Genomic DNA, 22,503 nt, shown 5'->3' with positions numbered 1-22,503 from the left:
TAATGATGACCGGGTGTTGTTCACCGACCTCGTCACCGCCTCCGCCGAACTGGCGGCCACGCGGTCACGGAAAACGAAGATCGCCGTGCTGGCCGCTGTGCTGCGCACGGCCGAACCCGGCGAACTGCCCGCGGTGATCGCGTATCTCACCGGGCAGACCGCGCAGGACCGGCTCGGAGCCGGCTGGCGCACGCTCGCCGACCTCGCCGTCGAACCCGCGGCCGCGCCCGCGGTGTCCGTGGCGGAGGTCGACGTCGCGCTCACCGAGGTCGCGGCCGCGGCGGGCGCGGGTTCGGTGAAGCGACGGGCGGAGGCGCTCACCGCGCTGTTCTCCCGGCTGACCCGGGCCGAGCAGGAGTTCGTGTTCCGGCTCGTCACCGGGGAGCTGCGGCAAGGCGCGCTGGAAGGCGTGATGGTCGACGCGGTCGCGGCGGCGGCCGAGGTGGGCGTCGATCAGGTGCGGCGAGCGTTCATGCTGTCCGGGCGGTTGCCGGTCACCGGGCAGGCGGCCTTGACCGGGGGCGCGGCGGCGCTCGCGGAGTTCGGCCTTGAGCTGGGCCGCCCGGTGCGGCCGATGCTCGCGTCGCCGGCCGAATCGCTGGAGGAAGCCGTGACGGAGCACGGGAACGCGATCGTCGAGTACAAAATGGACGGTGCGCGGATCCAGGTGCACCGGCAGGGTTCGGAAGTGCACGTGTACACGCGCACGCTGCGGGAAATCACCGGCAGCGTAGCCGAATTGGTCGAACTGGTGCGGTCGCTGCCCTGCGAATCGGTGGTGCTGGACGGCGAAACCCTCGCGCTCACCGACGACGGACGGCCGCGGCCGTTCCAGGAAACGATGAGCCGGTTCGGCAGCACGCGGGACGAACAGGTGCGGGCGTTGCTGCTGCGGCCGTACTTCTTCGACTGCCTGCATCTGGACGGGGTCGATCTGCTCGACGCGCCCTTGTCCGAACGCAACGAAGCGCTGCGCCGGGTGGCGGGCGAGCACGTGATCCCCGGCGCGGTCCGGCCGGAATCGCCGGCCGCGGTGCTCGACGCGGCGATGGACGCCGGGCACGAGGGCGTGATGGTGAAAGACCTCGATTCGATTTACGCGGCCGGACGGCGCGGGCGCGCGTGGCTGAAAGTGAAACCGGTGCACACCATCGATCTGGTGGTGCTGGCGGCGGAATGGGGCCACGGGCGGCGCACCGGGAAACTGTCGAACCTGCACCTCGGCGCGCGGGATCCGGACGGCGGCCCGCCGATCATGGTGGGCAAGACGTTCAAGGGCCTCACCGACGAGCTGCTGGCCTGGCAGACCGAGCGGTTCCAGGAAATCGAAACGCACCGCGACCAGTGGACCGTCTATCTGCGGCCGGAGATGGTGGTCGAAATCGAACTCGACGGGGCGCAGGTCAGCACGCGGTATCCGGGCGGGCTGGCGCTGCGGTTCGCGCGGGTGGTGCGGTACCGGCCGGACAAGGACCCGGGCGAGGCCGACACCATCGACACCGTGCGGGGGTTGCTGCGCGGCAGCCGTCCGGTGGAAGGTGCCAGCGCTGGTTCCGCGGAGCTACCTGAGTCCGCGGTGCCGTCCGGTACCGAAGACCCGGCCGGTTCCGAGGAGTCGTCCGGATGAAGATCAGCGGGAACAGCGTCTGGATGAGCGGGCACATTACGGACATCGGGCAGATTTCCCCGCCGTACTCCGGAAAACGCCCGACGAAAGTTGATGTCGCACCCATGGTCGCGTACCCGAGAGTGGGGGCACTGGCCTGCGTCGATGGGAGAAAAGCATGACGTTCCGGGTGAAATCAGCCGTCCGGGGATTCGGGCGGCCGATGACCCTGCTGGCGGGCGTGGCGCTCGCCGCCACCGTGGTGGCGGCACCGGCCAGTGCCGCGCCAGCGCCGCCGCTGCCGTCGCGGCACCACTTCTCGGCGGCCGCGCAGTCGTTCGTCGGCGCGACCACGGTGAGCGAGCGGGTGGCGCGGCTCAACGCGGCGATGGCCAAGCTGCCGAAGGAAAGCGGTGCGTACAACGCCACGAAGCTGTGGAGCCAGGGCATCACCTGTGCCGGGTCCACCGTGGCCACGCTCGTGTCGTTCGGCGACGACAAGGTCAAGCAGGTGCTGAACGAGTATTCGCGGCAGCACGGCCTGCCGCCGGCGAACGTCGAGGTGCTGCAGCCGTCCGGCGCGGTGCCCGCGTGCACCGATCCCGGAGTGGACACCGCCGCGTGCCAGTCGTGGGGCGGGGAAACCGACCTCGACGTCACGATGATGCACGCGATGGCTCCGGCCGCGAAGATCGTCGTCGCGGCCACCCCGGTCGCCGAGACGCAGGGCTTCGCCGGGCTGCCGGAGATGATGCACGCCGTCGACTACCTGACTGAGCACCGGATCGCCGACGTGGTCTCGATGAGCTTCGGCACCACCGAGGAGAACTTCCCGTCGTTCGAGTCGATCAAGACCCTCGACCCGGCGCTGGAGCGGGCGAGCAAGGCCGGCGTCACGCTGGTCGCGTCGTCCGGCGACGACGGGCCGACCGGGGCGTACCTGCAGGGCCCCGGCCGGTATCCGTACCGGGTGGCGAGCTGGCCGGCCAGCGACCCGAACGTCACCACGCTCGGCGGCACCCAGCTGCACCTGGACGCGAACGGCGTCCGCACCCAGCCGGACGACCTGGTCAACGCGGCGGACAACGGGTTCAGCGAAGGCGCCGGCCTGTCGAAGGCATACGCGCGGCCGTCCTGGCAGAACCGGGTCAAGCAGATCACCGGCAGCACGATGCGGGCGTACCCGGACATCAGCATGGAAGGCGTCCAGGGCACGTCGCAGTCGGCACCGCTGTTCGCCGGGGTGCTGGCGTTGGCGGTGCAGGCCAAGCACGGACGGCTGGGCCAGATCAACCCGGCGCTGTACTCGAAGCTGGGCCCGAAGGGCACTGCGGCCGGAATCATCGACGTCACTAAGGGCGACAACAGCCAGTTCGACGTCGAGGGCTTCAAGGCCGGTCCGGGCTACGACATCGCGAGCGGCTGGGGCACGATCGACGCTTCGGTCTTCGTCCCGGCCTTGGTGAAGGCGGTGCGGTGATGCGGTAGCCCACCGACGCGTCCGGAACCAGAGGCAAGTTCACCCGGCCCGGCGCGACCGATCCTGGTCGTGTCGGGGCGGGCGGGCCGGACCGGCGACGTACTGTCAGCGGTATGTCCTCGAAAGCGTTGGCCCGGCTGTGGTTCGGGGTGACCGCGGTCGTCGTGCTGGCCGCGCTCGTGATCCAGATCGTCGCGCTGGTACCGGCGCAGGGACGGTACGCCAGCTTCGGCGGGCGGGTGGCGAACCTGTTCACCTACTTCACGATCATCTCGAACCTGCTCGTCCTCATCACCGGAGCCGCTTTCGCGCGCGGACGCGGCACCTCTCCCCTGATGCGGGTGCTGTGGCTCGACGCGCTGGTCGGGATCGTCGTCACCGGCGTCGTCTACCAGGTCGCGCTGGCCGGACTGTACGAGTTGCACGGGCTCAGCCTCGCCGCGGACATCCTGCTGCACCGCGTCACTCCGGTGCTGTGCGTGCTCGGCTGGCTGATCTTCGCCCCGCGCGTGCTGGAATGGCGCACCGTCTGGTGGTCGCTCGTCTATCCCTTGGTGTGGCTGGCTTTCACGCTCGTCCGCGGTGCGATCGACGGCTACTACCCTTATCCGTTCGTCAACGTCAGCAACCTCGGCTACGGGCAGGTCGCGCTGAACTGCGTCCTCATCGGCGTCTTCTTCATCGCGCTCGCCAGCGGTGCCCGGGTCGTCGACCGGCGGCTCACGCGCGTACCCGGCGAAACGCGTTTAGCGGATCGCTGAGCCCAGCCTGGGCGAGCGCCCGCCACGCGCCGCGCTTAAGGTCCACTGGCTTGCCCGCGGCAATGCGGTGCATCTGCTGGGTGTGCCACTGGATCTCCAGCAAGCTGTCGGCGAGCCGGATTCCCGTGTGCGGGCACCGCCGTTCGGCGCGGACGTCCTCGCCCGCGAGCAGCCGCCCCGGCAGCCCGGGGTCCACAGTGAACGGACGGCCGATCCCGATCACGTCCAGCGCACCGGATTCCAGCGCCTCCGCCATCCCGGCCGCCGTGGTGAACCCGCCGGTGACCATCAGCGCGACGTCGCTGATCTGGCGGGCTTTCGTCGCGTAGTCCAAGAAATACGCCTCCCGCCGTTGCGTGCTCGCCCGGCCGGACCCCATCATCACGGCTCGCTCGTACGTGCCGCCGGAGATCTCCAGCAGGTCGATCCCCGCCTCCCCCAGCGCGCGGACCACCCGCAACGACTCGTCCTCTTCGAAGCCGCCGCGCTGGAAGTCGGCACTGTTGAGCTTCACCGAAACCGGCACGCGATCGCCCACCGCGTTCCGGACCGCGCGCACCACCTCAAGGAGGAACCGGCTGCGGTCGCGCCCCCACTCGTCGTCGCGGCGATTCACCAGCGGCGACAGGAACTGCGAAATCAGATACCCGTGCGCACCGTGAATCTGGACCCCCGCGAACCCGGCGTCGACGAAGGTCCGCGCCGCCACCGCGAACCTTTCCACCACCGCTTCGATCTCGTCCCCGGTCAGCGCCCGGGGCGCCGCGAACGCCGTCCGCACCCCTCGATCGCCGAACGGCACCGCCGACGGCGCGACCGGCTGCCGGGACAAATACCGCGGGCTCTGCCGGCCGGGATGGTTGAGCTGAACCCACAGCTGCGCGTCGGTCCCGTCCACGCTGTGCGCCCACGGCCGGTACAACGCCGGATCGGGCACCGCGGGCACCGCGACGTTGCGGGGTTCGCCGAGCGCCGTGGGGTCGACCATCACGTTGCCGGTCACCAGCAGGCCAGCACCCCCGCGCGCCCAGGTCCGGTACAACTGCGCGAGCTCGGCGGAAGGCGCGTTCCGGCGGTCGCCCAGCTGCTCGCTGAGCGCCGACTTCGCGAGCCGATGCGGCAGCACGGCCCCGCAGGAAAGTTTGAGCGGTTCGGCGAGCAGATCGCGGGGGTCGGTCATGAGCGGTCCCGTCGTCGCGGATAACTTACCGCGAGTAAGAATACTCGAAGGTAAGTACCGGCGGTATGCCCCGAGGGCCACTAGGGTCGGCGGCATGACGGCCATAGTGCAGAACCTGGTCACGTCGGGCGTGTTCGAACTCGACGGCGGCAGCTGGAACGTGGACAACAACGTCTGGATAGTCGGCGACGGCTCCGAGGTGATCGTCATCGACGCCGCGCACGACGCGGACGCCATCGCGGACGTAGTCGGAGACCGCACGGTCCGCGCGATTGTGTGCACCCACGCGCACAACGACCACGTCAACGCCGCCCCCGCGCTGGCCGAACGCACCGGCGCGCCGATCCTGCTGCACCCGGCCGACCGCGTCGTCTGGGACCTGACCCACCCGGACCGCGCCCCCGACGGCGACCTGGCCGACGGGCAGGTCATCACCGTCGCCGGCACCGACCTGACGGTCCTGCACACGCCCGGCCACGCCCCCGGCGCGATCTGCCTGCACAGCCCCGACCTGGAAGTCCTCTTCACCGGAGACACCCTGTTCCACGGCGGCCCCGGCGCGACCGGCCGCTCGTACTCCGACTACCCGACCATCGTGAAGTCCATCCGCGACCGCCTCTTCCCCCTCCCCGACGCCACGATCGTCCGCACCGGCCACGGCGAGGCGACGACCATCGGCAAGGAAAAAGCGGGATCGGCGGACTGGCCCACCGCCTGACCACCCTCTCGCCGGGCCGGTCCGCCTAGTCGCGGGCTCCGCCCGGCGAGTTCCGCCCTCGACCGCCGAGACCTGGACTGCAAACGTTTGCGCCTACTTGAGTGCGGCTTCTCTCGCCACCACGCGCTGCGGAATCCGCACGTCGCGCCGCCTTACCGAGCCGCAACTGCGCAATTGCCCAGGGCCGGGTTCCGTCTCTCGGCCAACCGCGAACAGCCCGCTTGCGAGCGGCTGCCACCAAGCCACACCGTCAGATCGCCCACGTTCTGCCCGCCGCCGCGCAAGGCCGTACTGCCGGATCACCAACTTCGCGAGCAATCGAGCCACCGCGGAACCGCCCGACTCGCGATCTATCACTCCGCCGAGCGCCGCTTTCCCGCGCACCGCCGAGCGACTATCCGAACCAAGCCGAGCGTTCTCAGCGAAGCCAGCAGCGGGCAAGGCCAAGCCGAACCAGGAATTCCACCGCCAGCCCGGCTACCGAGCCAGTCGAGGAACCTCCGGCTCCACCCGAACCCGCTCCCGGGCCTCCGCCGCAAGCGTTTGCGCCCACTCCCTCAGCCCAGCCACGTCGATCCCGTGCGGCGGCGCCTCGGCAAACGGCGCGATGTTCTCCGCCCCGCGTTCCAGCAGCGCGACCGCGCCGTTCCCGTTCCCGCGCAGCGCGTGCGTCAGCCCCACCGCCAACTGGGCCAGACCACGCCACAGCTCCCGCTCCGGGCCGTCCGTTGCCTTCCACGCGTCCTCGAAGACCTCGTGCGCGTGGAACGGGCGGCCGGCGTCCAGGAGGTCCTGCGCCTCCGCCAGGGTCTCCGCCGGGGTGCGCTGCACGCCTTCGGGCTGGCGCGGCACACCGTCGGAGCCATAGGGCAGCGGGCGGCCGAGGCCGTCCCGCGGGCGGGCATTGCGCGCCCGTCCCTGGTCGTCGCGATCCCGGCTGTCCACCTGGCCATTGTTCCACGGGCCACGCCGGGTTAGCGTCTCGCGCGCGAGCCACGTAGCCTGGTGACTCGTGCGCTTTCTGGATGGGCACGTGCCCGCTCACGACCTGACCTACGACGACGTGTTCCTGCTGCCGAACCGTTCGGACGTGGAATCCCGCTTCGGCGTCGACTTGTCCACTGTGGACGGCACAGGCGCGACGATCCCCTTGGTGGTGGCCAACATGACGGCCGTCGCCGGACGGCGGATGGCCGAGACGGTCGCTCGCCGCGGCGGGCTCGTCGTGCTTCCGCAGGACGTCGACACGGCCGCGGTGGCCGAAATCGTCTCCTGGGTGAAGTCCCGCCATACCGTCTGGGACACGCCGCTGGTTCTCACCGGCGGCGACGCGGTGGCCGACGCCCTCAACCTCGTGCACAAGCGAGCACACGGCGCGGTCGTCATCGTCGATGGTGACGGCAAGCCGGTCGGAGTCGTGGACGAGGCCGCTTGCGCCGGGGTCGACCGCTTCGCGCGGTTGGCCGACGTCGCCGAGCCCGCGGTCGTCGCCGTGCCGCTGGACACGCCGCCGCGCGAGGTTTTCGAACTTCTGCACAGCCACGGCGGACGCCTCGCCCTCGGCCTCGACGCCGACGGTCGCCTCGCCGGCGTCCTCACCGCGGTCGGCGCGCTGCGCTCCGAGATCTACACCCCGGCCGCCGACGCTGCCGGGAAGCTGCGCGTCGCCGCCGCGGTCGGCGTGAACGGCGATGTCGCGGCGAAGGCCGAAGCGGTGCTGGCCGCGGGCGTCGACACGCTGGTCGTCGACACCGCGCACGGCCACCAGGAAAAGATGATCGCCGCGCTCAAGGCGGTTCGTTCGGTGTCGCCGAAGGTGCCGATCGTGGCGGGCAACGTCGTGACCGCCGAAGGCACCCGCGACCTCATCCACGCGGGCGCGGACGTCATCAAGGTCGGCGTCGGCCCCGGCGCGATGTGCACCACGCGAATGATGACCGGCGTCGGCCGCCCGCAGTTCTCCGCAGTCGCGGAATGCGCGGCAGCCGCTCGTGAACTGGGCAAACACGTCTGGGCGGACGGCGGTGTCCGGCACCCCCGAGACGTCGCGCTGGCACTGGCCGCGGGCGCGTCGGCGGCGATGGTCGGCTCGTGGTTCGCCGGCACCCACGAATCCCCCGGCGACCTGCGGTACGACGAGCAGGGTCGCCCGTACAAGGAGTCGTTCGGGATGGCGTCGAAGCGCGCCGTCGGAGCCCGCACGCGCACGGACAACGTCTTCGACCGCGCGCGCAAGGCTCTGTTCGAGGAAGGCATTTCCACGTCGCGAATGGCGCTGGACCCGGCGCGGCCTGGCGTCGAGGACCTGATCGACTCGATCTGCTCGGGTGTCCGGTCGTCCTGCACGTACGCGGGCGCGCGCACGCTTGAGGAGTTCCACGAGCGCGCGGTGCTGGGTGTGCAGTCCGCGGCGGGGTTTGCTGAGGGGCGTCCGCTGCCTGCTGGCTGGTGAGGCCTCGTGAGTGGCGGCGCCGGGTGAGAACCGGCGCCGCCGCTCACGACTAGCTCAGCCGTGGTCCTCCAGCATCTCCGTCACCAGCGCAGCGATCGGCGAGCGCTCCGACCGAGTCAAGGTCACGTGCGCGAACAGCGGGTGCCCCTTCAGCTTCTCGATCACCGCCGAGACCCCGTCGTGCCTGCCGACGCGCAGGTTGTCGCGCTGGGCCACGTCGTGCGTGAGCACCACCCGTGACGCCGAGCCGAGCCGCGAAAGCACGGTCAGCAGCACGTTGCGTTCCAGCGACTGCGCCTCGTCCACGATCACGAACGTGTCGTGCAGCGAGCGGCCCCGGATGTGCGTCAGCGGCAGCACTTCGAGCATGCCGCGGTCGAACACCTCGTCCAGCACGTCCTGGCTGACCAGTGCGCCGAGCGTGTCGAACACCGCCTGTGCCCAGGGCTGCATTTTCTCGCTCTCGGACCCGGGCAGATACCCGAGATCCTGGCCGCCGACCGCGTAGACCGGGCGGAACACCACGACTTTGCGGTGCTGCTGGCGTTCCATCACCGCTTCCAGTCCCGCGCACAGCGCCAAGGCCGACTTGCCGGTGCCCGCTCGGCCGCCGAGCGAGACGATGCCGACGTCGGAGTCCAGCAGCAGGTCGAGCGCCACGCGCTGCTCCGCCGAGCGGCCGTGCAGGCCGAACGCCTCGCGGTCGCCGCGCACCAGCCGCACCCGCTTGTCCGCCGTGACCCGGCCGAGCGCGCTGGAGCTGCCCGCGAGCAGCCGCAGCCCGGTGTGGCACGGCAGTTCGCCCACCTCGCCGAGACCGAACTCCGCCGGGTCCGCCGAACCGCCCGAGAAGAGCGTGTCGATCAGCTCCTGCGGCGCGTCCACGTCCGCCATGCCCGTCCAGCCCGACGGGGTGACCTCCTGCGCCCGGTACTCGTCCGCGGTGAGCCCGACCGCGCCCGCCTTGACCCGCAGCGGGATGTCCTTCGTCACCAGGGTGACCGCCGGCTGCTCGGTGGCGAGGTTGAGCGCGCACGCGAGGATGCGGTGGTCGTTCGAGTCGGTGCGGAAGCCCACCGGGAGGACGGACGGATCGGTGTGGTTCAGCTCCACCTGCAGGGTGCCGCCCTGGTCGCCGATCGGGATCGGGGCGTCGAGCCTGCCGTGCTTGAGCCGGAGGTCGTCCAGCAGGCGGAGGGATTCCCTGGCGAACCAGCCCAGTTCGGAGTGGTGGCGCTTGGCTTCCAGTTCGCTGATGACGACCAGCGGGAGCACCACCGCGTGTTCGGCGAACCGGGTGACCGCCCACGGGTCGGAGAGCAGCACCGACGTGTCGAGCACATAAGTGATGCGTGGGGATTCGGGCGAGATCGAGGCTTTCTCCGGGGCCGAAGCACCGGTCGAAGAACGGCCAGAGGCCTTGCGGGGTGAACGCTGCGCAGTCACGACGGCATCTCCCTCGAGGGCGTGTGCACCCCACGCCCGCACTCGCTGGGCCGGGCACCTCCCTGGCTGGGTCCGCACTCCCTGACGCTGGCTGCGTCAGGCGGCACGGCCACGAGGGCCGGGTGCCGGCCCCCTCGTGCATCTCGTGGGCGGCTGAGCCGCCCCCTCGATCAACGCCACGACCAGGGCCTCCCGCGAGAACCCGCACGGAACGCGAGCTCTCTATCCCGGAAGGTACCTACGTCCGCCCCGTCGTGCAGGCAGCCACACAGGTGATTCGCCGATTCGTCATCCCACCGTCGGTCGCCCGCAACAGAGTGTCCACAGTGCTCACTCAGCGTCACCGGACCCGGCGATCGGGGGGTCACCCGGACGAATGATCATGGAAAATTAATCACCGAGTGCAGGCAATTCCCAGGTAAAGGGCCTTGTACCACGGGCCAGACCAGAATGCATTTCGCGTCCTGGACACTGAACCGGACCGAGTGAACTGCGCCTTCAAGCGCTCACACAATGGGCGTACGCACCATTCGCTAGAGGCCATTCGGGGGTAATTTCCTTACTGCGGGACACACCACCGGAACACTCCGGTGCCCCGAAATCCCAGTATCTCTACCTAGGAGTGTGCGAAGTGCTGAAGAAGGCTGGAATTGTCGCCGGTGCGGCCGCGGGCCTGATGATGATCGGCGGGACGGCGTTCGCCTCCCCGGCCACCACCCAGGGCGCTCCGGACCCGACGTTCGGCGACGCCTACGCCACCTTCATCGAGGGCGGCGGCGCGCTGGGCTACGGTGCCGCTTCCCTGGTCGCGGGTGCCTACACCGGCGTTGCGCTGACCCCGGCGCTGATCGCCCACTCGATGGAGCACCACCACGGCTGAGCCGTTTTGCCGCGAAGGCCCCGGAGCCTGGCTCCGGGGCCTTCGCGGCGTCCGCGGCTCGGGTGAACCGGTCCGGCTGGGTGGGTCCGCCGGACCGGTTCACCGCCCCCGCAAGCCGCTCAAGCTCCGAACCGGCGGTGCCGCCAGGCGTAGTCGCGCAGCGCGCGGAGAAAGTCGACGCGCCGGAATGCCGGCCAGTAAGCCTCGGTGAACCAGAATTCCGAATGCGCGGACTGCCAGAGCAAAAATCCGGAAAGCCGCTGTTCACCGGACGTTCGGATAATCAGATCCGGATCCGGCTGACCGGAAGTGTAGAGATGTTCCGAGATGTGGTCGACATCGAGGATTTTCGCGAGTTCGCGAATCGAAGTGCCCTCGTCGGCGTGCTGCAGGAGAAGCTTGCGGACGGCGTCCGCGATCTCCTGCCGTCCGCCGTAGCCGACCGCGATGTTCACCTCCATGCCCGAGTGGTTCTCGGTGCGCGCCGCGGCGGCGGTGAGCTTCTGCGCCACCTCGAGCGGCAGCAGGTCGAGCGCGCCGACGATGCGCAGCCGCCACGGAACCTCGGCCCCGGCGAGTTCGTCGGTGACGTCGGTGATGATTTTCAGCAGCGGGGTGAGCTCGTCCGGATCGCGGTTGAGGTTGTCAGTGGACAGCAGCCACATCGTCACGACCTCGACCTCGGCTTCCTGGCACCAGCTGAGGAAGTCGGCGATCTTCTTGGCCCCGGCGCGATGCCCGTCGGCCACGTCGGTGAACCCGGCTTCGCGAGCCCAGCGGCGATTGCCGTCGAGCATGATCGCGATATGCCGCGGATGACGGCCCGCCGACTGCTGGATCAGTCGGCGGCTGTAGATGCTGTAGACAACGTCGGACATGAAGGACCGGAGGCTCACGTCGCCCGAGCGTACGCACCCTAAGATCGGGGGTGTGACGCGCCACGGGGGCTGGCAAAAAACCTACGGTCCCGTAACCTGGGCACGGTGAGTGTGACGATGGAACCCCCGCCTGCCCCCGAGGACACCCGCCCCCGGCTACGGGGCCACATCCACTTCTGGTCGTTCTTCGGCGCCGTCGCCGCGGCCGCCGCGCTGATCAGCCTCGCCGCGTCGACGGTCTCCCCGATAGCCGCGCTGGCGACGTCCGTCTACGGCCTCACCGTGCTGGGCGTGTTCGGCGTGAGCGCGCTGTATCACCGCAGGCTGTGGAGCCCGCGCGCGTACAAGTGGATGAAGCGCGCGGATCACTCGATGATCTTCCTCTTCATCGCCGGCACCTACACGCCGTTCACCCTGCTGGCCATGTCGAAGCCAACCGGATACATCGTCCTGAGCATCGTCTGGGGCGGCGCGATCCTCGGCGTGGCGATGAAGATGCTGTGGCCGCACGCACCGCGCTGGCTCGGGGTGCCGATCTACATCGCGCTCGGGTGGGTCGCGGTGTTCGTTCTGCCCGAGCTGCTGAGCCATGCCGGGATTGCGGCTTTGGTGCTGCTGTGCGTGGGCGGCCTGTTTTATACCGTGGGGGCGGTTTTTTACGCGGTGAAGTGGCCGAACCATTGGCCGGAGACGTTCGGGTATCACGAGTTCTTTCACGCGTGCACGGTGTTGGCGGCGGTTTCGCATTACATCGCGATCTGGTTGGCGATGTACGCCTAGCTGCGGGTTCGCTCTTGTGGATCTTCCTCAGGCCGTCTCCAGGCCGTCGCACTGCCTGGAGACGGCCTGAGTCGTTTCCGCGCCAGATCGAGCTCAGCCGTTCAGCATCGGGGCCGCCAAGAACTGCTCCGGAACCGCGAACCCATCCACCAACGTCCGCGCATGGGGCCGCAAAGCTTCGCACAGCGCATTAACCGCGGCAGTCACCGCCTTGGAGCGGGTCGCGGAGATACGGCCGTGCTCCAGGAACCAGCCGCGGTCTGCCTCGATCGTTGACAGCGCGTACAGGTCGCACACCCGCGAGAGAAGCGTAGCCGCATCCTCATCAGGGCAGGCAGCGACAGCGCGAGCGAAGTCGTCGAGAATCAACCTGTCCACGTGTACGCGGCCTGCGAGCAGCACATGGTCCTGTACGGAGTTGAAGACGCCGAAAGGATCCGAAGCAGCACCTCGAAGTCGGTTAGCCACGCCGCTCAACACATGCTCTTCGCGGTCCTCGAAGAGCCGCTGCTGCCACTCGCGGTCGAAGAGCACCGAAGCGTCGTCGGACTCTCCGAGGCGTTCCAGGAACTTCCACGCGGCTGAGCGTTCCTTGACGGTGTCCACCAGCTGTTCGGCGACGAAGCGGGCGGTCGCGAGGGGGCTGAGGTCCTCGAAGTGTTCCTTGTACTGCGTCAGCAAGCCCTTCGCGACCAGCTGCAGCAACACAGTGTTGTCGCCTTCGAAGGTGGTGAAGACGTCAGTGTCGGCTTTCAGACCGGCCAGCAGATTTTCAGCCAGGTATCCGCTGCCGCCGCAGGCTTCGCGGGCGGCTTGGATCGTCGCGGTGGCGTGCCAGGTGTTCAGTGCCTTCAAGCCGGCGGCGCGGGATTCCAGCTCGCGTTGTTCTTCTTCTGGCGCGTCGGGGGCGATGTCGTGCAGGGCGGCGACCAGTTCCTCCTGCGCGAAGTGCAGGGCGTAGGTCTTCGCCAAGGCTGGGAGCAGTTTCCGTTGGTGGCCCAGGTAATCGAGGATGACTACCTCGTCGCCTTCCGGGCGCTGGAACTGCCGCCGCTGGTCGCCGTAGCGGATGGCCAGCGTCAGGGCTCGTTGGGTGGCGCATCCGGCGCTGCCGCCGACGCTCACGCGGCCGCGGATGAGCGTGCCCAGCATCGTGAAGAACCGGCGGCCGTCGCTTTCGATCGGGCTCGTGTAGGTGCCGTCCTCGGATACGTCGCCGAAGCGATTCAGCAGCGCTTCCCTTGGCGCACGGACCTGTTCGAAGGTCAACCGTCCATTGTCGACGCCGTTCAGACCGGCCTTCACGCCGCAGTCCGTGATGGTGACGCCGGGGGCTGGAGCGCCCGAGTCGTCGCGGATCGGGACCAGGAAAGCATGCACACCACGGGATTCGCCGCCGGTGATCAGCTGGGCGAACACTACCGCGAGCTGTCCGTCGCGGGCGGCGTTGCCGATGTATTCCTTGGTGGCACCGAGATCTGGGCTGTGCACGACGAATTCGCGCGTCGAAGGGTCGTACGTCGCGGTGGTGTGCAAGTGCTGGACGTCGGAGCCGTGGCCGTGCTCCGTCATCGCGAAGCAGCCGAGAAGGTCCAGATTCATGATGCGGCGCAAGTACTTCTCGTGATGCGACGCGGTGCCGAGCAGCTGCACGGCACCACCGAACAAGCCCCACTGCACCCCGGCCTTGACCATTAGCGACAGATCGCCGTAGCCGAGCATCTCGAACGACATCACCGACCCGCCGACATCGCTCAGCCCGCCGTACGCGGCGTCGAAGCCGAGCGCGGGACGGTCCGTTTCGGCGAGTTTCCGCAGCTGGTCCAAGACCTGGACGCGATGCGCCTCGACGTCGAGTCCGATGGTGTCCCGGAACTTCTCCGTGCTCATCTGCGCGCGCACGTCACGTTTCAAACCGCCCCAGCGTCCATCGAGGACGGCGGTCAACGCATCCGGGTCCACTTTCTCGGGCACAGCAGGGATGTCCACGGTTCCTCCGATACGGCCGGTTGCCTCCAGCCTGCCGCAGCGGAGGATCTTCCGCAGTTCAGCCCAAGTCGGGCCCCTTCGAGCGCAGGTCGTCGACCTTGGTCATCGCCTCGCGCAGTTCGGTCAGCCAGGCGTCCGCGTGCTCGCCGACGAGCCGCACCGCCCAGGCCAGCGCCTCAGACCGCGACCGCGCGACGCCAGCGTCCACAAGCGTGTCCAGGACCAGCCGTTCTGGCTGCCGCAGCCGCGTCATCACCGGCACCGACAGCGTCGTGAAATGCACCGTCGTACCGCCCAGCTTCGCGCCCCACGCCACCTTGCGCTGGTAGCGGTGCTCGGCCTGGCGGGCGATCTCGATGCGCTCGTCGCGCGTTTCCTCGCGGAACCGCTTGATGCGTCCGTCCTCCGCCGCCGCGCGGGCCGCGTCGTCGGCGTAATCGCCGGTCAGCGCGGGAAGCTCGCCGACGATCAGGATTTCTTCGCGGTCCGCTGTGATTTCTGGCTCACCGGTGAACCAGCCGTCCGGAAGCCGTCCGCCGAACCACGCCGCCGCGTCGTCCGCCGACGGCACCTCGGCCTGCTGCCAGCCCCGGCCTTTCCAACCTCGCCCCATGACGTCCACCATCCTTGATTACATGATTACGTCACTACAGAAGCTACGCTGATTCCACCCGGGCGGGTAGCGCGTTCACCAGGGGCGGAATTCCTCAGAGCTGGGCGATGAGCTGGGCGGCCGTAGTCACCGGGCGTTCACAGACGTAGCCGCGGCAGACGTAAGCCGCCGCCTCGCCGTCGACCAGCGGCCGGTCGGCCAGCAGCGGGACACCGGGCGCGTCCGGCTCGCCGCCGAGCACGATGCCGCCGCCGTGGATGTGCTGCGCGGCGGCGGTGACCAGCTCCGCGCGGTCCGCGCCGACGACCGCGACCTGCACCGGCCCGGACTGCGCCGCCTCCGCGACGGACAGCCAGTGTCCGGCGAACCGCGGCACGCGCGCGGCGAGCAAACCGACGCGACGCAGCGCTAGTTCGGCAGCATCGCGGTAGCGCGCCGCCTGATCGGGTCCAGCCAGCGCGGACGCGGTGAGCAGGGCACCAGCCAGTGCCGAAGCACCGGACGGGCTCGCGTTGTCCGTCGGATCGGACGGGCGCTGCACCAGGACTTCGGCGTCGTCGGCGGTGTCGTGATACGCACCCGGCGCGGAGTCCGACGCGAAGCGCGCCAGGGCGACGTCCAGCAGCCGGGTCGCTTCGGTGAGCCAGCGAGCTTCGCCGGTGGCCTGATGGAGGGCGAGAAGACCGTCCGCGAGGCAGGCGTAATCCTCCAGCACGCCGACCGGTGTACCGACCGCGCCGTCTCGCGAGCTGCGGCGGAGTCGTCCGTCCACGACATGCAGGTCCAGCAGCAACGACGCCGCGCCGCGAGCCAGTTCGATCCACTGTGGACGCTCCAACGCGACGCCTGCCTCGGCCAGCGCGGTAATCGCGAGACCGTTCCAGGCCGCGACTACCTTGTCGTCCCGGCCCGGTTGCGGACGCTCGGCCCGCGCTTCGAGCAACGCCTGCCGGACGCGCTCGAATCGGCCGAAATCGTCCGGATCTTTGCGCAGCTGGAGAGTCGATGCGCCTTCTTCGAAGGTGCCCCCTTCGGTGACGCTGAACAGCTCGGCCGCCCACGGGCCGTCCTCGCCGAGAACCTCGTTGAGCTGCGCGGGAGTCCACACATACGTCAATCCCTCGACGCCTTCGGTGTCCGCGTCGAGGGAGGCCGCGAAACCTCCTTGCGGGGTAAGAAGATCGCGTTCGAGGAACCGGACGATTCCCTCCGCCACTCGCCGCGCCGACGCCGAGCCCCGGCGCGCGAGGTGCGCGTACACTCGGAGAAGCAACGCGTTGTCATACAACATTTTCTCGAAGTGGGGCACGATCCACTCCGCATCCACGGAGTAGCGCGCGAACCCGCCGCCCAGCTGGTCGTGAATGCCGCCGCGAGCCATCGCTTCCGCCGCGGACTCGGCGAGCGCGTGCGCCTGCGCGGAACCCGTGCGCTCATAGTGGCGCACCAGGAACTCCAGCACCATCGACGGCGGAAACTTCGGCGCACCACCGAAACCGCCGTGCGCCGAGTCTGCCTCCTGCGCAAGTTTCGAGACCGCTTCGGCCAAAGCGTCGGCGTCGACGGCGGCTTCCTTCAGCGGACCGCTCTGCTCGGCGAGATGCCCGACGATCTGTTTCGCGCCCTCGCGCAGGTCGTCCGGCCGCTCCTCCCACGCCTCCGCGACCGCCACCAGCAGCTGCGTGAACGACGGGATCCCGGGCCGCGGCGCGGGCGGATAGTAAGTGCCGCAATGGAATGGCTCGCCCTCGGGCGTGAGGAAGCAGGTCATCGGCCAGCCGCCCTGGCCGGTCATGGCCTGCGTGGCTGCCATGTAGACGGCGTCGATGTCCGGCCGTTCCTCGCGGTCGACCTTGATGTTGACGAAATGCGCGTTCATCAGCGCCGCGGTGCCCTCGTGTTCGAAGGATTCATGCGCCATGACATGACACCAGTGGCAGGCGGCGTACCCGACGGACAGCAGGATCGGCACCCCGCGACGGCGCGCCTCGGCCAGCGCTTCCGGACCCCATTCCCACCAATCGACCGGATTGCCGGCGTGCTGCAGAAGGTACGGGGACGTCGCTTCGGCGAGGCGGTTCGGCATGTGCCGAGTGTGCCTCATTCCGGCCGAGACCGGTCCCGCCCCTGCGGTAGTCGTGCTTTCCGCCGGGGAAAGCACGACTACCGGGCGCTAATTCTCGGCTGGCTGCGCCGAGAAACCGGCCTTGTGCCGCCACGCGGCGGTACCCCGCCAGACGCACCACGCGCCCGCCACTCCGGCTACGCCAATGCCGCAGAGTGCGGCTCGGGCCTGTCCCTCCGGGGCTGGTCCGCCGAGATGGACCAACACCCCCGCGACGGCGGAGCCGATCGCGTTCGAGACGAGTTGCACGGTGTTGATCGCCGCGGCGGCGGTATCGCCCTCGTCGTCGGAACCGACTCCGCCCATGATCCGTGCGGCCACGTGCGGCCAGGCGATGCCGATGCCAGCCCCGCCCACCAGGAGCGCCGCCGTCCAGGCCACGGTCGCGCCGGTGCCCATGGCCTCGCCCACCAGCAGCCCGGCGGCCACGAAACCGACGGTGATCAACAGCGGTCCCGCCGACGCCACCCGGCTTTTGGCCCGGAGCCCCGTGACCCCCGCGCTGGGCACCTCGCCCAAAGTCCAGCCCAGCGCGATCGCGGCGCCCACGAATCCGGCCAGCACCGGAGCGAGCCCCGCCAGGCGTTGCCCGAACAGCGGAATGAACGCCTCGATTTGCGACGCGAGAGCCAGCAACGCGACCGCGCCGTAGCACCAAGGAAGAGGAGACGAGAAGGAAAACGCCGACGGCGGCAGAATCCGCCCGCCGCGTCGCTTGTCGTACGCGAACGCCAGACCAAGGCCGAGCAGAGCCACCACGAGCAGTACCCCGAGCAAGACGGTGGAATCCACGATGTTGGCAATGCTGACGAGCAGCGCCGAGACGACCAGAAGCCCCACCGTGAGCGGGGACGGCACGGGCGGCACATCACCCGCGCGGGTCGAGGGCACGGTGAGCGGAACGAGAATCGCCACCAGTGCCGTCACGGCCAGGAGGGTGACCATCGCCCCGCGCCACATGCCGTACTGCGCGAAGATTCCGCCGATCGCCGGGCCCGCGAAAGTTCCGACGCCCCACATCCCGGAAACCAGTGCGGCTCCAAGGGACCACAGGTGTTCCGGCAGCAGCGATCGGATCAGCGCGTACCCCAATCCGCACAGCAGACCGCCGCCGAGCCCTTGGACGAACCGGCCTGCCAGCAGCACCTCCATGACCGGGGCGACCGCGCAAATCACGGTGCCGAGCGCGAACGCGCCGAGGGCTGCGAAGTAGCTATTGCGCGCACCGAGCCGCGGCAACGCCGTGCTCACCAACGCCGAAGAAATAACTGACGCCACTAGGAAAACGGTGGTCACCCAGGCGTAGTAGCGGCTGCCTCCGATGTCCTGCACCGCGACGGGCAGGAGGCTGGTCGTCAGGAAGACATTGGTCGCGTAGAGCCCCACGCCTCCGGCAAGCACGGCGGCTACGCGACGATGCCTGCCGGTGAGCAAGTCACGCCAACTTCCCTTGGTCGAAGGGTTTTCGGCGTTCTGAGCAGAAGAGCTGGACATGAGGCGAACGTAAAACCTCCAGTAAACTCGATGTCAATGCCAGGTAATCCACTGAGCGGACGCTGAGAAATCCGACCTCTGCCCTTGGTTTCCCGGCGAGAAGATCGCTACAGTCCCCTTCCATGAGGCGATCCCTTGGCGCTGGTTCCTGGAAGTCCGTCGCAGCGATCGCTTTCATCGGATGTCTTGGCTTGTCCGGTTGCAGCGTTCATGAGGCATCCGCGGCACCGAACTGGATCAGCTTCGCGAACGGCCGCCTCGCCTACGGCAGCGACGCACAAGGCAACCGGATCCCGGATTTCTCCCGCGTCGGCTACCGCAACGGCGATGCCGCGCTGCCCGAACTGCCGGTCGCGGCAACCGTCAGGCCGCAGCCGTCAGGCGACGACACCGCGCGGATTCAGCAGGCCATCGATCAGGTCGCGAGCAGTGGCAAGCCCGGCGCGGTACAGCTGGCGGCGGGCGATTACCGGCTCGAAGGCACGCTGCGGATCAGCGCCAGCAACGTCGAACTGCGTGGCGCGGGAAGCGGATCGCACGGCACCAGGCTGGTCGCCGCGGGCAAGCTGCACACGCTGGTCACGATCGCCGGGAACGGTTCGCGTACCACAACGGGTTCGGCGATCCCGGTCACCAGCAGCTACGTCCCGGTCGGCGCGGATCGGCTCGACGTAAGCGATTCCTCGTCTTTGCACCTGGGCGACCACGTCCTCGTGCAGCGTCCGCAGGAACAGCCGTGGATTCACGCGATCGGCATGGACAACATCCCGCCGCGGCCGGACGGCACTCCGAGCAAGCAATGGACGCCGAACGCGGGCTTGCAGTTCGACCGGACTATCACCGCGGTCAACGGAAAAACGGTCCAGTTCGACGTCCCGCTGACCAACGCGCTGGAAAGCCAGTACACCCACGCAACCGTCACCCGTTACTCGTATCCCGGCCGGATCAGCGGTTCCGGCCTCGCGCACCTCTCCGCGGACGGCGCCGAATTCGAGCAGGACCCCGCCTGGCACAACGACGGTTTCTTCAAATCCCAGCTGGTGTCCGTGGACACCGCGCAGGACAGCTGGGTCGACGACGTCGTCGCGGAGCATTTCGGCTCCGCCTTCGGAATCGGGCAGAACGCGCTCCGGATCAGCCTGCTGAGCACCTCGTCCCTCAACGAGTCCGTCCCGCAGGACATCCACGACCAACCCGCCGCCTACACCCTCAGCGGCCAGGAAATCCTGGTGCGGCAGTGCGTCGTCACCGGCAGCAACCTGCACGCCTGGGTCACGCAGGCCAGGGTGCCCGGCCCGAACGTGGTCAGCCGCTGCACCGCGACCAACACCGGCTCCCGGATCCTCGACGCGGGTCCGCACCAGCGCTGGGCCAGCGGGACTCTCTACGACGACCTCACGATGAGCCCGCCGTCGGGTCACCTGCAGCTGTCCGACCGGCAGTGGATGGGCAGCGGCCAGGGCTGGGCGGGCGCGAATTCGGTGCTGTGGAACTGCGGCGTGGGCTCCTATCTCGTGGAAAACCCGCCGACCGCGCACAACTGGGCGCTGGGCTGCACCGGCACGCAGGACAAGCCGCCGTCCGGTCATCGAAGCGGCGAAATCGTGTCGCCGGGCAAGCACCTTGCGCCGGAGAGCCTTTACGACGAGCAACTGGCCGAACGGCACTGACGCCACCTCCCCGCTGTCCGCCGCTTAAGGCATTCGGGTGATGCTGCTGTTGGCGGCGGGACAGCCGCCCTGCTCAAGCACAGAAAAGCTGAACTCGGCTGCCAGTTGCAGTTTGCAGTTGCAGACAGGCTTAATCGTCGCGACTACAGTAACTACCCGGTGTCAGAGGGTGACCAGTGTCGGGCCCAGCGGACCCGGGACGATCTACGCACGGGGAGGCGTACATCGTGGCCGACGATCAGGGATCCAGCCTGCCTCCGGTCCGGAGGTACGGCGGCGCGTCGACGGAGACGATGGCGGTCGCGCCATTGCTCGGTGACGGGTATTCGTACGACAGAACGACGCTTGAGGAACTCGCGCGACTCTACGAGGATCTGGGCGACAATTACCGGATAGACCAGACCCGCGCCCGGAGCATCGCGCAAACCCAGCCACCCGCGTGGGATTTCTCCAGCGCCGACAATGCGGAACGGTTCCAGAATTCCGGTCGAGCACTGGTGCGATCTTTGGCGCAATGTGAGCAATACTGCCGCGAGCAGGCGGCGAAATACCGTGCCGCGCTGAAAAAATACTCAGCCGCCGAGGACACGCATTCGACCGACCTCCACCGCGCTGGGGGAAGTCTGTGAGACACCCCCTGGCGCTCGCCGCGATCGTCCTGTGCGCCCTCGCCGGGTGCTCCGGCACGACGAACGGCCGGGCCGCCCCGGACGAGCACGCCAGCCAGGCCGCCGCGGCGACGCCAAGCAGCGAAGCCGACCAAGTGCCCGGACCCGGGGTGCCGAAAGTGACGAACCCCCTCGACGCCGCCCATTTCCAGCAAAACCCCTGCGAATCCTTGACTTCCGCGCAAATCACCGAATTTCTCGGCGACAACCCGCGGGTCAAGCCGGAGCCGCACGGCCCGGGCGGGCCGGCGTGCGGCTGGTTCTCCGAGGCGCAACTGGTGATCTTGTTCCCCGAAGTCCACGGTCTCGGCCTGACGTCGTTGTATCGCGCCAAGGACCGGGTGTACCCGTTCTTCCTGCCTCTTGCGCCCGTCCAGGGATACCCCGTCGTCGCTTACGGCGAAGAAGATCATCGGGCGAGCCGCGGCGAATGCGACGTCTCGATGGGCATCAGCGACCGCCAGACCGTGGTCGTCTCGGTCACGCAATCGGCGGCGCACAAAGGCGAGAAAGACCCGTGCGAATCCGCGCGGGGCGTCGAGGAGAAAGTGCTCGGCAATCTGCGAGGAGGACGCTGATGGCCGGTCGATCGATGACCGCCGCGGAGATCTACCAGAAGATCACCGGCGGGCAGGGACTCGAGTCCCTGAACGCGACCCGCCAGTGCGCGGAGGAGCTCAGCCGGGTCCTGCTGGAGCGGGTCGACGAAATCGCCCGCCTCGCGGAGAAAGTGCGGGCCGGGTGGAAGGGCGTCTCCGCGGAGGAAGCGGCGAATTCGGCTTTCCCGCTGATGGCTGTTTCCGCGGACCACAGCACGAACCTGGTGTTCGCCCAGACCGCGGCGGAGGGACAGCTATCGGCGTTCCAGGCCGTCAAGAACACCGTGAGACCGGTGGGCGACCGGCCGGAACTCACCGTGCAGGACGTGTACGACTCGCTCAGCGGGAAGCCCGGCTACTTCGGCAAACTCGACCAGTGGCAGGCCGACGCCCAGCACAACATCGACGCCTACACCGGCTATCACTCGACGACGGGCGCGAACTCCGATCGGATTCCCGCGCGCTACGCGGACCTGAGCGATGCCGGTGGGTCCGTCGATCTCGCCAGCACCAGCGTGCCGCGGAAACCGGTCGCGGGTCCCGGTGGGCCGAGCGGGAAACCTCCCGACAGCCACCAGCCCGGCTCGACCGAGCCGCCTCCTGCCCCGGCAGGACAAGTTCCGCGCCCCCGAGCGTCGATACCCGGGACGGCCAGCGTCAGCCCGGCTGTCCGCCGCGGCAGTCATGAGCCTGAGCCGTCCGGCCATCTCGCTTCCGCGAGACCACCGGAAACAGTTGCCGCGCAACCGGATTCGACGCATCTCAGTTCGTCCGAATCCAGTTCGCCCGCATTGCCGCCCGGTTATCAGTTCGGGCCGTCCGGTCAGCCGGTCAACCCCCTGGGGCCGAGCGGATTCGTACCGTTCGGCATTCCCGCGCCAGGCAACGGCGGCACTGCGAGCGGCGGTCTCGGTGCGGGAAACCGGGTAGATGCCCGCACCTCTGGCGAATCGGCACCGGTCCGAGGCAACACCGCCGGAACTCCGGGCGCGGCCGGAAAACCCGGCAGCGTGCTCGGAAGCGGAATCCCGGGCAAAGCCAAAGAAAAAGACAAGGAGAAAACCGCTCCGCCCTACCTCCGGGAGGCCGAAGACGTGTTCGGCGGAACCGACGTCAAACCGACGCCTCCGGTGCTCGGGGACCGCTAGGCCGTCGGGGAGGAAG

At 68.8% G+C, this 22,503-nt stretch carries 19 protein-coding genes; 11 read left to right on the top strand and 8 right to left on the bottom strand.

Translation table 11 applies throughout. The annotated features are described in order from the left end of the window. Positions 1-13 precede the first annotated feature (13 nt). The 3 genes from ACZ63D_RS09840 (at position 14) to ACZ63D_RS09830 (ending at position 3,847) form a co-directional block, all read left to right on the top strand. A complete protein-coding gene (locus tag ACZ63D_RS09840; protein WP_465353905.1) occupies positions 14-1,627 on the top strand; it encodes an ATP-dependent DNA ligase in 1,614 nt (537 codons plus the stop codon). Between the two features lie 157 nt (positions 1,628-1,784). Then, a complete protein-coding gene (locus ACZ63D_RS09835; protein WP_465353904.1) occupies positions 1,785-3,086 on the top strand; it encodes a S53 family peptidase in 1,302 nt (433 codons plus the stop codon). 113 nt (positions 3,087-3,199) lie between these two features. After that, a complete protein-coding gene (locus ACZ63D_RS09830) occupies positions 3,200-3,847 on the top strand; it encodes a Pr6Pr family membrane protein (RefSeq protein WP_465353903.1) in 648 nt (215 codons plus the stop codon). On the opposite strand, the gene ACZ63D_RS09825 is transcribed toward ACZ63D_RS09830, so the two are convergent. After that, complete coding sequence (locus ACZ63D_RS09825) at positions 3,807-5,027, bottom strand: NADH:flavin oxidoreductase/NADH oxidase family protein (RefSeq protein ID WP_465353902.1); 1,221 nt, start codon at positions 5,025-5,027, stop codon at positions 3,807-3,809. The genes ACZ63D_RS09830 and ACZ63D_RS09825 overlap by 41 nt on opposite strands. A gap of 94 nt (positions 5,028-5,121) precedes the next feature. On the opposite strand from ACZ63D_RS09825, the gene ACZ63D_RS09820 reads away from it, so the two are divergent. Beyond that, positions 5,122-5,745: an MBL fold metallo-hydrolase gene (locus ACZ63D_RS09820; protein WP_465353901.1), complete on the top strand. Its 624-nt coding sequence runs from the start codon at positions 5,122-5,124 to the stop codon at positions 5,743-5,745. Between the two features lie 477 nt (positions 5,746-6,222). Here ACZ63D_RS09820 and ACZ63D_RS09815 read toward each other — a convergent pair whose 3' ends face one another. Further along, positions 6,223-6,690, bottom strand: a complete 468-nt coding sequence (locus ACZ63D_RS09815; protein ID WP_465353900.1) for a DUF309 domain-containing protein — start codon at positions 6,688-6,690, stop codon at positions 6,223-6,225. 67 nt (positions 6,691-6,757) lie between these two features. Between ACZ63D_RS09815 and guaB1 the strand changes: the two genes are divergently transcribed. After that, on the top strand, positions 6,758-8,197 hold the full coding sequence (gene guaB1 / locus ACZ63D_RS09810; protein WP_465353899.1) for a GMP reductase: 1,440 nt from the start codon (positions 6,758-6,760) through the stop codon (positions 8,195-8,197). A 54-nt stretch (positions 8,198-8,251) separates the two neighbouring features. Here the strand turns inward: guaB1 and ACZ63D_RS09805 are convergent, their stop codons facing one another. After that, on the bottom strand, positions 8,252-9,538 hold the full coding sequence (locus tag ACZ63D_RS09805) for a PhoH family protein (RefSeq protein ID WP_452077072.1): 1,287 nt from the start codon (positions 9,536-9,538) through the stop codon (positions 8,252-8,254). Between the two features lie 736 nt (positions 9,539-10,274). On the opposite strand from ACZ63D_RS09805, the gene ACZ63D_RS09800 reads away from it, so the two are divergent. Then, the gene (locus tag ACZ63D_RS09800; RefSeq protein ID WP_465353898.1) at positions 10,275-10,523 is read left to right on the top strand and encodes a hypothetical protein; all 249 of its coding nucleotides are present in this window, start codon (positions 10,275-10,277) and stop codon (positions 10,521-10,523) included. Between the two features lie 119 nt (positions 10,524-10,642). On the opposite strand, the gene ACZ63D_RS09795 is transcribed toward ACZ63D_RS09800, so the two are convergent. Continuing rightward, positions 10,643-11,401 (bottom strand): isoprenyl transferase, encoded by a 759-nt coding sequence (locus ACZ63D_RS09795; protein WP_465354738.1) that lies wholly within the window; start codon positions 11,399-11,401, stop codon positions 10,643-10,645. A gap of 117 nt (positions 11,402-11,518) precedes the next feature. Here ACZ63D_RS09795 and trhA point away from each other — a divergent pair, with 117 nt between their 5' ends. Beyond that, complete coding sequence (gene trhA, locus ACZ63D_RS09790; RefSeq protein ID WP_465354737.1) at positions 11,519-12,181, top strand: PAQR family membrane homeostasis protein TrhA; 663 nt, start codon at positions 11,519-11,521, stop codon at positions 12,179-12,181. A gap of 93 nt (positions 12,182-12,274) precedes the next feature. Here the strand turns inward: trhA and ACZ63D_RS09785 are convergent, their stop codons facing one another. The 4 genes from ACZ63D_RS09785 to ACZ63D_RS09770 all read right to left on the bottom strand — a co-directional run bounded on the left by ACZ63D_RS09785 (position 12,275) and on the right by ACZ63D_RS09770 (position 18,402). Further along, positions 12,275-14,170, bottom strand: coding sequence for an acyl-CoA dehydrogenase family protein (locus tag ACZ63D_RS09785; RefSeq protein ID WP_465353897.1), 1,896 nt, complete (start codon positions 14,168-14,170; stop codon positions 12,275-12,277). A 58-nt stretch (positions 14,171-14,228) separates the two neighbouring features. Beyond that, positions 14,229-14,783, bottom strand: coding sequence for a hypothetical protein (locus ACZ63D_RS09780; RefSeq protein ID WP_465353896.1), 555 nt, complete (start codon positions 14,781-14,783; stop codon positions 14,229-14,231). A gap of 94 nt (positions 14,784-14,877) precedes the next feature. After that, positions 14,878-16,869, bottom strand: coding sequence for a thioredoxin domain-containing protein (locus ACZ63D_RS09775; protein WP_465353895.1), 1,992 nt, complete (start codon positions 16,867-16,869; stop codon positions 14,878-14,880). An 87-nt stretch (positions 16,870-16,956) separates the two neighbouring features. Continuing rightward, on the bottom strand, positions 16,957-18,402 hold the full coding sequence (locus ACZ63D_RS09770; protein ID WP_465353894.1) for an MFS transporter: 1,446 nt from the start codon (positions 18,400-18,402) through the stop codon (positions 16,957-16,959). A 122-nt stretch (positions 18,403-18,524) separates the two neighbouring features. Between ACZ63D_RS09770 and ACZ63D_RS09765 the strand changes: the two genes are divergently transcribed. The 4 genes from ACZ63D_RS09765 (at position 18,525) to ACZ63D_RS09750 (ending at position 22,487) form a co-directional block, all read left to right on the top strand. Then, positions 18,525-20,072, top strand: coding sequence for a hypothetical protein (locus ACZ63D_RS09765; protein ID WP_465353893.1), 1,548 nt, complete (start codon positions 18,525-18,527; stop codon positions 20,070-20,072). 227 nt (positions 20,073-20,299) lie between these two features. Beyond that, on the top strand, positions 20,300-20,701 hold the full coding sequence (locus tag ACZ63D_RS09760; protein WP_465353892.1) for a hypothetical protein: 402 nt from the start codon (positions 20,300-20,302) through the stop codon (positions 20,699-20,701). Beyond that, positions 20,698-21,318, top strand: coding sequence for a DUF3558 domain-containing protein (locus tag ACZ63D_RS09755; RefSeq protein ID WP_465353891.1), 621 nt, complete (start codon positions 20,698-20,700; stop codon positions 21,316-21,318). The genes ACZ63D_RS09760 and ACZ63D_RS09755 overlap by 4 nt, the downstream gene beginning before the upstream one ends. After that, positions 21,318-22,487 (top strand): hypothetical protein, encoded by a 1,170-nt coding sequence (locus ACZ63D_RS09750; protein ID WP_465353890.1) that lies wholly within the window; start codon positions 21,318-21,320, stop codon positions 22,485-22,487. Before ACZ63D_RS09755 ends, ACZ63D_RS09750 begins: the two co-directional genes overlap by 1 nt. The last annotated feature ends 16 nt before the right edge of the window (positions 22,488-22,503 follow it).

This window comes from Amycolatopsis sp. NPDC104775, from assembly GCF_055583325.1.
This window is presented reverse-complemented; position numbering and strand designations above follow the sequence as displayed.

Coding starts and splice junctions, on each gene's coding strand:
- ACZ63D_RS09775 (WP_465353895.1), bottom strand. CDS start 16,869: ATGCCGAACCGCCTCGCCGAAGCGACGTCCCCGTACCTTCTGCAGCAC.
- ACZ63D_RS09825 (WP_465353902.1), bottom strand. CDS start 5,027: ATGACCGACCCCCGCGATCTGCTCGCCGAACCGCTCAAACTTTCCTGC.
- ACZ63D_RS09770 (WP_465353894.1), bottom strand. CDS start 18,402: ATGTCCAGCTCTTCTGCTCAGAACGCCGAAAACCCTTCGACCAAGGGA.
- ACZ63D_RS09830 (WP_465353903.1), top strand. CDS start 3,200: ATGTCCTCGAAAGCGTTGGCCCGGCTGTGGTTCGGGGTGACCGCGGTC.
- ACZ63D_RS09795 (WP_465354738.1), bottom strand. CDS start 11,401: ATGTCCGACGTTGTCTACAGCATCTACAGCCGCCGACTGATCCAGCAG.
- ACZ63D_RS09765 (WP_465353893.1), top strand. CDS start 18,525: ATGAGGCGATCCCTTGGCGCTGGTTCCTGGAAGTCCGTCGCAGCGATC.
- trhA (WP_465354737.1), top strand. CDS start 11,519: ATGGAACCCCCGCCTGCCCCCGAGGACACCCGCCCCCGGCTACGGGGC.
- ACZ63D_RS09780 (WP_465353896.1), bottom strand. CDS start 14,783: ATGGGGCGAGGTTGGAAAGGCCGGGGCTGGCAGCAGGCCGAGGTGCCG.
- ACZ63D_RS09835 (WP_465353904.1), top strand. CDS start 1,785: ATGACGTTCCGGGTGAAATCAGCCGTCCGGGGATTCGGGCGGCCGATG.
- ACZ63D_RS09750 (WP_465353890.1), top strand. CDS start 21,318: ATGGCCGGTCGATCGATGACCGCCGCGGAGATCTACCAGAAGATCACC.
- ACZ63D_RS09820 (WP_465353901.1), top strand. CDS start 5,122: ATGACGGCCATAGTGCAGAACCTGGTCACGTCGGGCGTGTTCGAACTC.